The organism is Patescibacteria group bacterium (assembly GCA_018897295.1).
Lineage (GTDB): Bacteria > Patescibacteriota > Minisyncoccia > RBG-13-40-8-A > RBG-13-40-8-A > JAHILA01.
In genome coordinates this window covers 1-14,136 of the sequence record JAHILA010000008.1, presented here as the reverse complement: position 1 = coordinate 14,136, position 14,136 = coordinate 1, and the positions used below count along the sequence as shown (strand labels likewise).

Genomic DNA, 14,136 nt, shown 5'->3' with positions numbered 1-14,136 from the left:
TTTAAATTCATTAATTAATAATTATTTTATAAATATATGAAATTTTCAAAAGGATCAGTTGCAATAACAGCCATTATTGGAGCTTTGGTTTTAGTTATTATCGCTGGCGGGGCTTGGTATTTTGTTGCGAATAAACCAACACAAGACGATAATCAAAATTTGCCAGTAGATTGTGTTAACAAATGCGGAGATGGAATTTGTCAGGAAGTGGTTTGTCAGGCAACCAATTGTCCTTGTTCAGAGACAATTGAAAGTTGTTCAAAGGATTGTAAAAAAGACGAAACCGACGCAGAATTATCATTGGCGCACGAATCCTTGGTTCAATATTTTTCTTTGTTGAATAAAGGACAATATGCTGAAGCTGTAAAATATCATGGTAGTGGTTATAACTATTTGCAATCTTGGAACCCCACCATTAATCCGAACGATTATGTTAATTTACTTAAAAATGGTTGTGAAATCAATGGTTTGCGGTGCTTAAAAATAAAAAGCGTATTAAATCAACAGAAAATTTCATCGACAGAATTTAAATTTACAGTACAATTTTCAAATAATGATGGTACGCTTTTTAAGCGAGGACCTTGTTGTGGGGCAACCGAAGAAACAATGCCGACCAAAACAGAATTTGAATATATGGTCAAAAAAATAGATAATAATTTCCTTGTTAAAGATCAGCCTATATATACACCATAGTGGCTAAAATGAAAATTGAGATAAATAATTTAACGGGGAAAAAGATTGGGTCGGGATTTTTGGAAAAGACAGCAGAACAAACATTAAAATTCATAAAGTTAAAATTTTCAGAATTGAGCGTGGCGGTTGTGGGCGACAGAGAAATGATTAAATTGAATAAAAAACATCGGAATAGAAATTACACAACCGATGTATTAGCGTTTGATTACGGCCCCCTATTTGGCGGTCAGGGAGAAATAATTATTTGCTTGGACCAGGCAAAAAGGCAGGCAAAAGAATTAAATAATGTTTTGGAAGAAGAATTATCGATTTTATTGATCCATGGTATGCTGCATTTGGCCGGATATTACGACGAAACAAAAAAAGATTTTAATAAAATGTTAAAAAAACAAAAGGAGGTATGGCAAAAAATCATATTATAGTCGGTATAGATGTTGGCACAAACAAAGTTAGAACAGTGGCAGCTTCTATCAGAACAAAAGAGGAGGCGAAGCCGAAAATAATCGGCATCGGTGAAAGTATTTCTTTTGGCATGAGAAAGGGTGTGATTGTCGATATAGAGGAAATGGTGAAAAGCATTAAAAAATCCATTGACCAGGCAGAAAGGATGACAGGTTCTTCAATTGAAAAGGCCTATGTTGCAATCGGCGGCAGCCATATTAAAGCAAAAAACAGCAAGGGAATTGCTGCTGTATCGCGGGCTGATGAAGAGGTTTCCGAAGATGATGTTTTGCGCGCCATCAGCAATGCTTCGGCGGTTTCCCTTGGGCCGAATAAAGAGGTTTTGGATATTATTGCCCGGGAATTCAACCTTGACGGTCAGGAAGGAATCCAGGATCCGAGAGGGATGAACGGAGTCCGTTTGGAAGTTGATACTTTGATTATTGAAGGTCATGCCCAGCATTTAAAAAATTTAAGAAAGTGTCTTGCTTTAAATAAAATTGAAATCGAAGGTTTGGTTTTAAATATTTTGGCTGCGTCAAACGCAGTGCTTACAAAAAAACAAAAAGAGCTCGGAGTTTTGGTTTTGGATTTTGGAGCCGGCACAGTCGGCATGTCGGTTTACGAAGAAGGGAAGCTGCTGGATGTCCAGATTCTGCCTATTGGTTCCGCCCATATTACTAACGATATTGCTATTGGTTTGCAGACTAGCGTTGATGTTGCGGAAAAAGTGAAACTTACTTACGGCTCCTGCCTACCTGAAGAAATCAGCAAAAAAGATGTTATTGATTTATCTAAAATAGACAATAAAGAAGAAGGGGTAGCTAATCGTAAAGATGTGGCTAAGATAATTGAAGCGAGAATTGACGAAATTTTCATTTTAGTGAACAGGGAATTAAAAAGAATAGGCAAAGAAAGAATGCTGCCCTCGGGTGTGGTTCTGGTCGGCGGCGGTTCAAAAATTCCGGGAATTATTGACTTGGCAAAGAATAGATTGAAATTAAATGTCCAAATCGGATATCCTCAAGACATAGATGGTTTGGTTGATAAAGTTGATGACCCGAGTTTTGCTACAGTAATAGGATTAATACATAAAGCCACAGAATTGAAACCTAGCCCAAAAGGAATTATCGGCAAGATAATCGCTAGATTACAAAAACTATTCGGAGGTTTTGTTCCCTAATATTGACTTAATTTTAAATAGAGGATAGGATAAAGTTTCGCAAATATATGCCTCAAATTAAACCAGAAATTGAAACATTTGCCCGCATTAAAGTCGTGGGCGTGGGCGGAAGTGGCCATAATGCCATTAGCCGTATGATGTCCTGTGGAATTAAGGGCGTTGATTTTATTGCCGTTAATACAGATGTGCAGGCACTTCATAATAATAAGGCTCAGCAGAAAATTCATATTGGCAAGGTGCTTACCAAAGGCATGGGCGCAGGCATGAATTCGGAAATCGGCAAGAAAGCAGCAGAAGAAAATAAGGAAGAGCTTCAACAGGCCTTGCGCGGTTCGGATATGGTTTTTATTACTTGTGGTATGGGCGGAGGCACAGGCACAGGAGCATCGCCGATTGTAGCAGAATTAGCCAAGGAAACCGGCGCTTTGACCGTGGCAGTAGTAACCAAGCCGTTTTCTTTCGAGGGCTCCCAGAGAGCAAGAATTGCCGAAGAAGGATTGGCGGAATTAAAACAGAAAGTTGATACCATTATTGTTATTCCCAATGACCGTCTTTTAAATATTATTGATAAAAAAGTTTCTCTCTTAAATGCTTTTGGAATTGTGGATGATGTTTTAAGGCAAGCGGTCCAGGGAATTTCCGACTTGATTATTTATCCTGGAATTATTAATCTTGATTTTGCCGACATTAAAACTATTATGGAGAACTCAGGGCCAGCCATTATGGGCATTGGTCGCGCTTCGGGAGAAGACAGGGCAATAGAAGCGGCTAAAACAGCTATTAGTTCGCCATTATTGGAATTTTCAATTGAAGGAGCAAAAGGAGTTTTATTCAATATTACCGGTAATTCCGATTTAGGAATGATTGAAATCAGCGAAGCGGCAAAAACTATTACTGAATCAGTGGACCGCGATGCCAAAGTAATTTTCGGCGCAGTGCTTGATGAAAAAATGAAGAAAGGAGAAATAAAAATCACTGTTATCGCGACCGGATTCAGCAATGTGGGCAACGGCAAATATAATTCCAACCAATTAGTTTTAGAACCGGAAATAATTTCCTCGTTGACAACGGAGGTGGAAAAGAAGAAAACCAAAAAAGAGGAAAAGAAAGACGAAAGCATAACAACTTATAAAAGTCCGTTAGGCGGAGATGATGACGACGAATGGGATATCCCCACCTTCATTCGCAAGAAAAAGTAATTGGATTTGCGAATTTCGGCGGGCAAGCCTACTTTTGTTGATAGTTTAATTAGGTCAGTTGACCTATTTTTTTTTATCTTCTAAAATTAAGTATTGGCCAAGATTTTTATGAAGAATAAATTCACACAAATAAAAAAGAGAGACGGAAAAATATTTGATTTTGAACAGGATAAAATTACTGAAGCGATTTTTAAAGCATTAACCGCCACTAATGAAGGAGGCCGCGGCATTGCCAAGCGGCTTTCTAATAAAGTGGTGGCTTTTTTAAACAAGAGATTTAAAAAGGAATACGTTCCGACAGTTGAGGAAATCCAGAACATAGTAGAAGAAGTTTTGATCTTGGATGATTTTTCGGAGACTGCCCGCTCCTATATTTTATATCGCGAACAAAGAAGAAGAATCAGAGATGCGCAAATTGCCATTGGTGAAGCAATGGATATGGTTAATGGTTATCTGGAAGATTTAAATTGGGAAGTCAAAGAGAACAGCAATATGGCTTATTCCTTGCAGGGATTAAATAATCATATTTCTAATGCGGTTACAAAAAGATACTGGATAAATAAAATTTATCCTGAAGAAATCCGGGAAGCAGTTGATTCTGGCGACTTCCATATTCATGATTTAGGAGTTTTGGCAACTTATTGCTGCGGATGGGATTTAATTGATTTATTGATGAAGGGATTCCGCGGAGTTGCGGGAAAAGTGGAAACAACGCCGGCCAAACATTTAAGAACTGCCATGGGACAGGTGGTTAATTTTTTTTACACTTTGCAGGGCGAGACAGCGGGCGCTGAGGCATTTTCTAATTTTGATACTCTACTCGCTCCTTTTATCAGGTATGATAATTTAGATTACAAACAAGTTAAACAGGCGATGCAGGAATTCATATATAGCTGTAATGTTCCGACGCGCGTAGGATTTCAGACACCCTTTACCAATATTACAATGGATTTAGTAGTGCCGGAAAACCTTAAAAATAATCCAATAATAATCGGCGGCAAACCACAGGAAGAAACTTATAGCGAATTTCAGGATGAAATGGATATGATTAACAGGGCATTTGCTGAAGTTATGAATGAAGGAGATGCTTCTGGCAGGGTGTTTACATTTCCCATCCCGACTTATAACATAACCAAAAATTTTCAATGGGATAATCCTGTTTTTGATTCGGTCTGGGAAATGACTGCCAAATATGGCATTCCGTATTTTGCCAACTTTATTAATAGCGAAATGAATCCTGAAGATACTCGTTCAATGTGCTGTCGTTTGCGTCTGGATAATCGGGAATTATATAAAAGGGGGGGAGGACTGTTTGGTGCTGCACCGCTAACTGGAAGTATCGGCGTAGTGACGATTAATATGCCGCGCATTGGCTATTTGTCGAAAACAAAAGAAGAATTTTTCAATCGTTTGAAACAATTAATGAATTTGGCAAAGGAATCATTGGAAATAAAAAGAAAGACAGTCGAAATATTTACTGAAAAAGGGTTGTATCCATATGCGAAGTTTTATCTGGAAGGCATGAATAAAATGCGTGGAGCTTATTGGGGAAATCATTTTTCAACTATTGGATTAGTTGGTATGAACGAGGCATTATTAAATTTTATGAATAAGGATATTGCCAGTTCCGAAGGAAAGAAATTTGCAGTTGAAGTTCTGGAATTTATGAGGGAAAGAATGAGAATGTATCAGGAATCAACCGGCAATATGTATAATCTTGAAGCATCGCCCAGCGAAGGAACTTCTTATAGATTGGCAAGGATGGACAGAAAGAAATATCCTAATATTATTACTGCTGGAAATGGCGAACCGTATTATACGAACTCTACACAATTGCCGGTCGGCTATACTGACGATTTATTTGAGGCAATAAAATTACAAGATGATTTACAGACAAAATATACCGGCGGTACAGTATTCCACGGATTTTTGGGAGAAAAAATTAATGACAATAAAACAGTTAAAAGTTTAATTAAAAAAGTTTTCTCCAAATTCCATTTGCCTTATTTCACTCTTACTCCGACTTTCAGTATATGTCCGAGCCACGGTTATCTTAATGGTGAGCACTGGACTTGCCCCAAATGTATAATTGAACAGCCCTGCGAGGTTTATTCGAGAATTGTCGGATATTTAAGACCAGTACAGCAATGGAATAAAGGAAAACAGGAAGAATTTAAGCATAGGTTGGAGTTTAAAATTAAAGCATAAAAATTATGAAAATCGGTGGTTTGCAAAAACTTACTCTTGTTGATTATCCGGGAAAAGTTGCGGCCACTGTTTTTTTAATCGGATGTAATTTTAGATGCCCTTTTTGTCAGAATTATGAATTAGTGAGCCCCGACGTAGAGTCGGGGTCAGATTCTATTCTAGAATCTGATTTTTTTAACTTTCTAGATTCGAAAATCGGTCTAATAGATGGGATTTGTATTACTGGCGGAGAGCCGACAATTAATGCGGATTTAATTGATTTTATTAAAAAAATAAAAGTAAAAGGATTTTTAGTAAAATTAGATAGCAATGGGTCGAACCCAGAAGTATTAAGCGAAATAATCAATGAAAAACTGGTTGATTTTATTGCTATGGATATTAAAACTAGTTTGGATAGATACGAAAAAGCAATCAATGTAAAAATTGATTTAAATAAAATAAAGAAAAGCGTAGAATTAATAAAAACTTCAGGCATTGATTATGAATTTAGAACAACTATTGTGCCAGGATTAGTTGAGAAGGATGATATAGAAAAAATCGGCCAATGGCTAAAAGGCGTAAAAAAATTCGCTTTACAGCAATTTCAAAATAAAAAAGTTCTGGATAAAGAATTTGAAAAAATCCAGCCGTATCCAGACGAAACTCTAAAAGAGTTTAAAAAGATTTTGGAAAAATACATTGAAAAGGCGGAATTGAGAATATAGTCTATAAACAGGTTCAAATCCAGTCACCTACCCGCGTAAATACTTGTTATAACTATTAATGAATCGTCTTTTAATTAAGGCGATTTTTTGATAAAATAGAAGCGTATGGAAAAAGAAAGCTATAATCAACTTAGAGAAAGATTTCAGAACTTTTTCTTAAGGTATCCAGAATTAAAATGGAAAAAGCAAGTTCAGGTAGTGAACGATAGCTATCCCGGGACTTTTAATTTAAGCTTTAATGAGCCAGAACATTTAAAAACCTTTAATAATTATATAAACTACAACAAAAAATTATTCTTCGGGAAAATACAGCCCGTTATAAGATATAATGATTTTTTAGAAAAAATTGTGCCCAATAAAGACGCTTACAAATATTTAGGGTTGTTTGATATGGGCGGAATTTCTCTCACCTATCCTGATAGTAAAAACATGAAAGAAATAGTTGAGAAAATCATAGAATTAGGATTTAACTTTTTAATTAAAGAACTGGGTCTTGATAAGAATAGTTTATTTATTAAACTATCAGCTGGTGGTACAGTTTCCGATATGACGGGTGGGAAATATGAATTCCATAAAAGAATTCCGCCAGACACATTATCTCTTAAAAAATGGTTAAAACTGGGATTAAAGAAAGAACAAATCATCTTTGATTCTACCAGAGATACCTTTTTAGCCTTGTCTCTTTTTGGTCATCCAAGTCCGTGGGGTTATAGGGCTGAAATACTTTACAATATCAAAGGGGATAGAAAGAATTTGCTTGATATAGGAACAATTGAATATTGTCCATGGAAACCAGTTATAAAAAATGAAAAAATAGTAGATATTGTAAGGAATACTGGGTTTAGCACCTTAATCGTTTTTGGTCTAGAAAGACTTTTGTTGGCAAAAAACAAATACAAACATATAATGGAGTGCGACCATATACTACCACTTTATAAGAAAATTTTTTCTGATACCAAAATCAAAGACCAACACAAATCTTTTGTACTCATAGAATCTATAAGGGTTGTTTACAGGATTCTTGCCGATGTTGAAGATAAAAAATTGGGGAGGCATCAAAAACAGAAATTAAGATATTATCAAAAGACTATATCTGATTTATTTAATAAATTAGATATAAAAAAGGAACGGATTAAAACCTATTTGGAGCTATATTCTAAATTAAACCCATTTTATCCTGAATTTAGTAATTCGGCACAAAAACGTCCTCATTTCTAATCGATTTTAACATTTCTAGTCTTATTCTTAATTTTCTAATTATGAAAATATCAAATGTGTTTTTAGTGATTTGTTTGATATTTATTGTAATAGTGTTTTTTGTATCGCCGAAGATTATTGAAAAAAGAACCCCCGAATTCTTGCCAGAAGGGGATTTTTTTATTGGCGAAATCGCCAAAGAGCCGGATCAGAGAAGTAATCATGTTAAATTAACGCTTCAGACAGAAATCGGGAAGATATTAATTACAACCAGCAGTTATCCAGAATATAATTATGGCGATATTTTGAAAATTAGCGGTAAATTGCAATTTCCAATCGTATTTGAGGAATTCAATTATCAGCAATATTTGGCTAAAAATAAAATTTACTATGTCATGTATTATCCGAAGATTGAAGTTTTGGAAAAAGACAAGGGCAGTAAAATATTTTCCACAATTTTGAAATTTAAAAATAATCTGACGCAAAAAGTGGAAAATATTATGCCATTTCCAGAAGTTTCTATTTTAGAGGGTTTGATTCTCGGCAATAAACAAATATTTTCCGAGAAAATAAAAAATGAATTAAGCATTACCGGTACCAGCCATATTGTGGCAATTTCAGGGATGAATATTGTGATTATTTCCGAGATATTGATGTTTGTTTTAATCGGCTTTGGAATGTGGCGCAAGCAGGCATTTTGGTTCGTTTTAGTTCTGATTTTTCTTTTTATTCTCATGGTCGGCGCGCCTGCTTCAGCAGTGCGCGCAGGGATTATGGGCGCAATTCTGCTCTATGCTCAGAAAATCGGACGGCTCAGCAATGCTGCCAGAATTATGGTTTTTGCAGGAGCAATAATGCTGGTTTTAAATCCTTTATTATTAAGATATGATATTGGGTTTCAATTATCATTTTTAGCTGTGCTGGGATTAATTTATATTAAGCCGATTTTTGATAGATTATTAGAAAAACTAACAAAACAGGAGCAAATTAGTTTTTTATTGCAGATCATTACTACAACCATAGCTGCGCAAATCGCGGTATTACCGGTTTTGGTTTATAATTTCGGGAAAATTTCCTTTATTTCGCCCGTGTCTAATATTTTGATTGTGCCATTAATCCCATTTATCACGGCAATCGGTTTGATTTTCCTTGGAGGAGTGGCAATTTGGCCGTTTTTGGGAAAGATTTTGCTTTGGCCGGCATATTTAGGCTCAGCTTACATTCTTCGTTTGATTGATTGGTTTTCTAAAATCCCCTGGGCTGCTAAACAAATCCCAAAAATCCATTGGGCTTGGCTGGCAGGGTATTATGTTTTAATAATTGGAATCATTATATGGTTTTCCAGGAGAAAAACAAAATTAAAATATTAATTTTTCTTTTTCTGATTGCAGCATTGGTCTGGATTGATGTTTTTGCCGAGGCCAAGCAAAGTCAAACCTTAAAAGTAGAATTTTTTGATGTGGGGCAGGGAGATTCGATTTTTGTTGAAACAGGGGATAAAAAACAGATACTGATAGACGGCGGTCCGGATTTAAGTGTTTTGGAAAAAATCGGCAGGGCAATTCCTTTTTATGACAGGTATATTGATGTTATTGTTTTGACGCATCCAGAACAAGATCATCTAAACGGCTTAATTGAAATTATTAAAAGATATAATGTCGGCGCTATTATAACCAGTGGAATCGTCCGCAATACAAACCAATATAGAGAATGGATAAAAATTATTGAGCAGAAAAATATTCCGCTTTATATTGCTCAAAGAGGCGGAATAATCGATTTTGGCAATGGAATTTACTTAAATATTCTGCATCCGTTTGAAAATATGGATGGTAAAGAATTATCCGATTCCAATAATTATTCCATTGTTTCAAAACTGGTTTATAAAAATTTCGACGCACTTTTTACCGGAGATATTGAAAAAAGCGTTGAGAAAAAATTGATTCAATCCGGAATTAATTTAAAATCCGATATTTTGAAAATCGCCCACCATGGGAGTAAAACATCAACCAGCGAAGAATTTCTAAAAGCAGTGGATGCGATAGTAGCAGTAATTCAAATGGGCAAAGATAATCAATACGGCCATCCGCATCAGGAAGTTTTGGAAAGATTAAAAAATCTCCGAGTTCTCCAAATAGGAGAACACGGAGATACGGAAATTGTTACCGATGGTCAGTTCTTATCCATCTTTTCTCGCGGATCATCAGCCCCGTAAAAGCGATCATCTTTTTTTTGGAACCATGCGCGGTTCTCTCTTCTCCATTATGATCGCGATAATGAACAGTCATCTTTTTGGTCTTCACCGCCTCAAGTTCTTTTTCTACTCCGGAATTTTGACCCATTTTTTCCTCCTTATATTAAAGTCGGGGTGCGGAGAATCGAACTCCGTCTACACCCACCCCATGGGCGCGTACTACCGGCATACTCCACCCCGGCAAGTTTAGCCAGCCGTATTTATTTGGTTTTTGCAATCTTTTTAATGCACTTTGTGCAAGCTTTAACCCTTTTCCCGTTATTCAAAACTACCCATTGCAAATTTGGATATTTTCTTTTTTTGCATGTGGGGTTGTATTTGCTCATCTTTTTTTTCCGTGATACTCTTACAATAGATGTTTTCCCGCAAAGGGAGCATGTTCTACTCATAGAATTTAAACTTATCATAGAATTAAAAATTTGGCAAATATGTCATCAATAGAATCAAAACTTTTTCTTTATATAGTGATTGTTTTTTCCGCAGTCATTCACGAATTTTCTCATGCATGGGCAGCTTATGCTTCTGGAGACCCGACAGCCAAAAATGAGGGGAGGTTAACCCTGAATCCGATTCCGCATTTGGAAATGATGGGAACAGTAATAATTCCTCTGTTTTTATTATTTTTTGCCAATAGCTTTATTGGCTGGGCGAAACCAGTACCAGTTAATCCCTATAATTTTAAAAATCAGAAACACGGCATGATGTGGGTTTCTTTAGCTGGCCCGGGATCCAATCTTTTAATTGCTTTAATTCTAGGATTATTCATCAGATTTTCTGTTTTTCCATTTTTATCTATACCATTCGGACTCATCGTATATATCAATATCTTCTTAGCTTTGTTTAATCTGATCCCTGTTCCGCCATTGGACGGTTCGAAGTTGTTATTGAATAAATTCCCGCATCTAGAAGAAAAGCTTGGGAAGTCATTTCTTGGGATATTTATTGCTTTAATCATCGCAATCACGATTTTGCCCCATATCGCGGGTTTTATCTTTACTCTTTTTGTTGGGTAGTGCCCCCGGGGTTGACATAAAAATTTTTTAACGTTATTCTTAGAATAACTCAATATAAAGAGGGTTATTTTTGTATACGAAACATATATTATGCCGACAATTCATCAATTAATTAAGAGGCAGAGAAAAGCATTGAAGTCAAAAACAACAACGCCGGCTTTGAGGCACGGTTTTAACGTTAAAAAGAACCACCCGATAAAAAGCTTTTCTCCATTCAAAAGAGGGGTTTGTTTAAAAGTGTTTACGACAACGCCAAAAAAGCCGAATTCAGCTTTAAGAAAAGTTGCCAGAGTCAGATTAACCAATGGAATGGAAGTTACTGCTTATATCCCTGGAGAAGGCCATAATTTACAAGAACACTCTGTGGTTGTAATCCGCGGAGGAAGGGTTAAGGATTTGCCGGGTATCAGATATCATATTGTCAGAGGAATACTGGACACAACTGGAGTGGAAGGAAGAAGACAGCAAAGGTCTAAATACGGAGCTAAAAAAAGTTCGGGCGCTAAAAAAACAACTGAGCCAACAGTATAATTATGCGTAGAAAAAGAATACCAACAACCGAATTAGATCCGGACCCAAAATATAATAGTGTTTTGGTTTCCAAATTTATCAACAATTTAATGAAAAGAGGAAAAAAATCTGTTTCCCAGGATATTTTTTATTCTGCCTTGGAAGAAGCGGCAAAGAGTTTGAAAAAAGAGAATCCTTTAGAAATTCTGGAACAAGCCATGAAAAATACCTCGCCATTATTAGAAGTTAAATCAAGAAGAGTGGGAGGGGCTAATTATCAAGTTCCTTATGAAGTGAAAGGCAAAAGAAAAGAAGCATTAGCAATGCGCTGGATTATTGATGCAGCAAGAAAAGGCAAAGGCAAAGCAATGGCTAATAAATTAGCTAAAGAATTGGCGGATGCTTTTAATAACACCGGAGAAGCAGTTAAAAAGAAAGAAGGTACTCATCGAGTAGCAGAGGCCAACCGCGCTTTTGCTCATTTTGCATGGTAAATATATGGCAAGAGAATACCCAATAGAAAAGAATAGAAATATAGGAATTATTGCTCACATTGACGCGGGTAAAACTACTGTCAGTGAGGGCATTTTATATTTAACCGGCAAAACTCATAAAATCGGGAAGATTGATGAAGGTGATACGCAGCTGGACTGGATGGAACAGGAAAGAGAGCGGGGAATTACTATCACTGCCGCAGCAACCACTTGTTTCTGGAAACCCAAGAGATACTCAGGAGATATACACAGAATAAATATTATTGATACTCCTGGCCACATTGATTTTACAGTTGAAGTTCAGAGATCATTAAGGGTTTTGGACGGCGCGGTGGTAATTTTTGACGGCAAAATGGGAGTAGAGCCTCAGTCTGAAACAGTGTGGCATCAAGCAGATAAATTCGGCGTGCCAAGAATCTGTTTTATTAATAAAATTAACCAGACCGGAGGAGATTTTTATATGAGTTTGAAATCAATCAGAGAAAGATTGTCATTATATGCGCTTCCGATCCAGCTACCAATTGGTTTTGAAAAAGATATCTGCGGTGTTGTTGATTTGATTAAAATGAAATCCTATATTTATAAGGATTATCATGACAAAGAATTAATTGAAGGAGAAATTCCGGAGAATATGAAAGCAGATTGCGGAAAATACAGGCAGGAATTATTAGAGAAGGTTGCAGAATCAAATGACGAGTTAATGGAAAAATATCTGGAAGGAAAAGAAATCAGCGAAGAAGAATTTATTACTGGAATCAGAAAAAGCACTTTGACCGGGAAAATTTTTCCGATTATGTGCGGAGACGGCAGAGGGGTTATTGTAGAAACATTATTGGATGCAGTAATTAATTATCTGCCTAGCCCGGCCGACCTTGCGGATACAGTGGGAAGCGACATTGCAGACGAAACAAAAAAAATAGCGAGAAAAGCATTGGATGACGAACCATTTTCCGCTTTGGCATTTAAAATAGCTACTGATTCTTTTGTCGGTTCATTGACATTTTTTAGGGTCTATTCAGGAAAATTACAAGCTGGTTCTTATATTTTAAATTCTTCAAATAACAATAAAGAAAGAATCGGCCGTATTTTAAGAATGCATGCCAACCAGAGGGAAGAAGTGAAGGAAATTTTTAGCGGCGAGATTGGCGCGGCTGTCGGATTAAAAGATACGACTACTGGAGATACATTATGCGATCCGGATCATCCGATTGTTCTGGAAAAAATTACGTTTCCTGATCCAGTTATTTATATCGCAATTGAACCAAAAACCAAGGCTGACCAGGAAAAAATGGGCATGGCTTTAAAAAGATTGGCTGATGAAGACCCGACATTTAAAATCAGAGGCGATGAAGAAACCGGCCAGACAATTATTTCAGGAATGGGAGAACTGCATTTGGAAATTATCGTTGATAGAATGAAGCGCGAATTCAAAGTTGAAGCAAATGTCGGCAGGCCGCAGGTCGCTTACAAAGAAACAATAAAGAAAACAGCTGAAGCAGAAGGAAAATATATCCGTCAGTCAGGCGGCCGTGGACAGTATGGACATGTTTGGTTGAAGGTAGAGCCGTTGGAAAGAGGCAAGGGATTTGAATTTCTTAATGAGATTAGAGGCGGTATTATTCCTTCAGAATATATTCCAGCCATTAAAAAAGGAGCAAAAGAAGCAATGGACAGGGGTGTTTTGGCAGGATATCCACTTGTTGATGCCAAGGTGACTTTGTATGACGGTTCATATCATGAAGTTGATTCTTCTGAAGCAGCATTTAAGATGGCCAGTTCTTTTGCCTTGCAGGCAGCAGTTAAGAGAGCTGACTTAATTCTGCTTGAGCCGATAATGAAGGTGGAAGTAATTATTCCTCTGGAATTTTTGGGCGATATTACCGGAGATTTAAATAGTAAGCGGGCAAGAATCGAGAACATAGATGACCGTTTGAATATAAAGGTGATTGATGCCAAGGTTTCCTTGGCTGAAATGTTCGGCTATGCAACCAAATTAAGGTCAATGACTCAAGGTAGAGGAAGCTTTACTATGGAATTCAGTTGCTACGAAGAAGTGCCGAGGAATGTTGCACAAGAGATCATTGAGGGTAAAAAGAAATAAGAGCTGCATAAGGTCATTAACATATTGCACTCTATGAGGCCTAAGTAGATTTAGGATTTCATGGAGTTTTTTAATCATATTCATTGTAAGTATACGGGTATCAAAGGATTTGTAGATTTATACAATTATGCTTTAAGATATC

Annotated in this window: 14 protein-coding genes; 13 read left to right on the top strand and 1 reads right to left on the bottom strand. The window is 36.6% G+C overall.

Going from position 1 to position 14,136, the window contains the following annotated elements:
• Positions 1-36 precede the first annotated feature (36 nt).
• The 9 genes from KKI21_01135 to KKI21_01095 all read left to right on the top strand — a co-directional run bounded on the left by KKI21_01135 (position 37) and on the right by KKI21_01095 (position 9,837).
• Complete coding sequence (locus KKI21_01135) at positions 37-693, top strand: hypothetical protein (GenBank protein ID MBU4284815.1); 657 nt, start codon at positions 37-39, stop codon at positions 691-693.
• A gap of 8 nt (positions 694-701) precedes the next feature.
• The gene (gene ybeY, locus KKI21_01130; protein MBU4284814.1) at positions 702-1,115 is read left to right on the top strand and encodes an rRNA maturation RNase YbeY; all 414 of its coding nucleotides are present in this window, start codon (positions 702-704) and stop codon (positions 1,113-1,115) included.
• Complete coding sequence (gene ftsA / locus KKI21_01125) at positions 1,094-2,317, top strand: cell division protein FtsA (GenBank protein ID MBU4284813.1); 1,224 nt, start codon at positions 1,094-1,096, stop codon at positions 2,315-2,317. The genes ybeY and ftsA overlap by 22 nt, the downstream gene beginning before the upstream one ends.
• Positions 2,318-2,364: 47 nt before the next feature.
• The gene (gene ftsZ / locus KKI21_01120) at positions 2,365-3,516 is read left to right on the top strand and encodes a cell division protein FtsZ (GenBank protein ID MBU4284812.1); all 1,152 of its coding nucleotides are present in this window, start codon (positions 2,365-2,367) and stop codon (positions 3,514-3,516) included.
• A gap of 108 nt (positions 3,517-3,624) precedes the next feature.
• Complete coding sequence (locus KKI21_01115) at positions 3,625-5,724, top strand: ribonucleoside triphosphate reductase (protein ID MBU4284811.1); 2,100 nt, start codon at positions 3,625-3,627, stop codon at positions 5,722-5,724.
• A 2-nt stretch (positions 5,725-5,726) separates the two neighbouring features.
• Positions 5,727-6,428 (top strand): anaerobic ribonucleoside-triphosphate reductase activating protein, encoded by a 702-nt coding sequence (locus tag KKI21_01110; GenBank protein MBU4284810.1) that lies wholly within the window; start codon positions 5,727-5,729, stop codon positions 6,426-6,428.
• Between the two features lie 105 nt (positions 6,429-6,533).
• Positions 6,534-7,646, top strand: coding sequence for a hypothetical protein (locus KKI21_01105; protein ID MBU4284809.1), 1,113 nt, complete (start codon positions 6,534-6,536; stop codon positions 7,644-7,646).
• 41 nt (positions 7,647-7,687) lie between these two features.
• Entirely contained in the window at positions 7,688-8,995 is a 1,308-nt protein-coding gene (locus KKI21_01100) for a ComEC family competence protein (GenBank protein MBU4284808.1), read from the top strand.
• Positions 8,959-9,837 carry an MBL fold metallo-hydrolase gene (locus KKI21_01095; GenBank protein ID MBU4284807.1) on the top strand — a complete coding sequence of 293 codons (879 nt, stop codon included), beginning with the start codon at positions 8,959-8,961 and terminating at the stop codon, positions 9,835-9,837. The genes KKI21_01100 and KKI21_01095 overlap by 37 nt, the downstream gene beginning before the upstream one ends.
• Positions 9,838-10,076: 239 nt before the next feature.
• On the opposite strand, the gene KKI21_01090 is transcribed toward KKI21_01095, so the two are convergent.
• Positions 10,077-10,283, bottom strand: coding sequence for a 50S ribosomal protein L28 (locus KKI21_01090; GenBank protein ID MBU4284806.1), 207 nt, complete (start codon positions 10,281-10,283; stop codon positions 10,077-10,079).
• 21 nt (positions 10,284-10,304) lie between these two features.
• On the opposite strand from KKI21_01090, the gene KKI21_01085 reads away from it, so the two are divergent.
• From KKI21_01085 to fusA, 4 genes are all read left to right on the top strand, one after another.
• Positions 10,305-10,889, top strand: a complete 585-nt coding sequence (locus KKI21_01085; GenBank protein ID MBU4284805.1) for a site-2 protease family protein — start codon at positions 10,305-10,307, stop codon at positions 10,887-10,889.
• A gap of 90 nt (positions 10,890-10,979) precedes the next feature.
• A complete protein-coding gene (rpsL, locus tag KKI21_01080) occupies positions 10,980-11,420 on the top strand; it encodes a 30S ribosomal protein S12 (protein MBU4284804.1) in 441 nt (146 codons plus the stop codon).
• A 2-nt stretch (positions 11,421-11,422) separates the two neighbouring features.
• Entirely contained in the window at positions 11,423-11,893 is a 471-nt protein-coding gene (gene rpsG, locus KKI21_01075; protein MBU4284803.1) for a 30S ribosomal protein S7, read from the top strand.
• A 4-nt stretch (positions 11,894-11,897) separates the two neighbouring features.
• On the top strand, positions 11,898-13,994 hold the full coding sequence (fusA, locus tag KKI21_01070; GenBank protein MBU4284802.1) for an elongation factor G: 2,097 nt from the start codon (positions 11,898-11,900) through the stop codon (positions 13,992-13,994).
• The last annotated feature ends 142 nt before the right edge of the window (positions 13,995-14,136 follow it).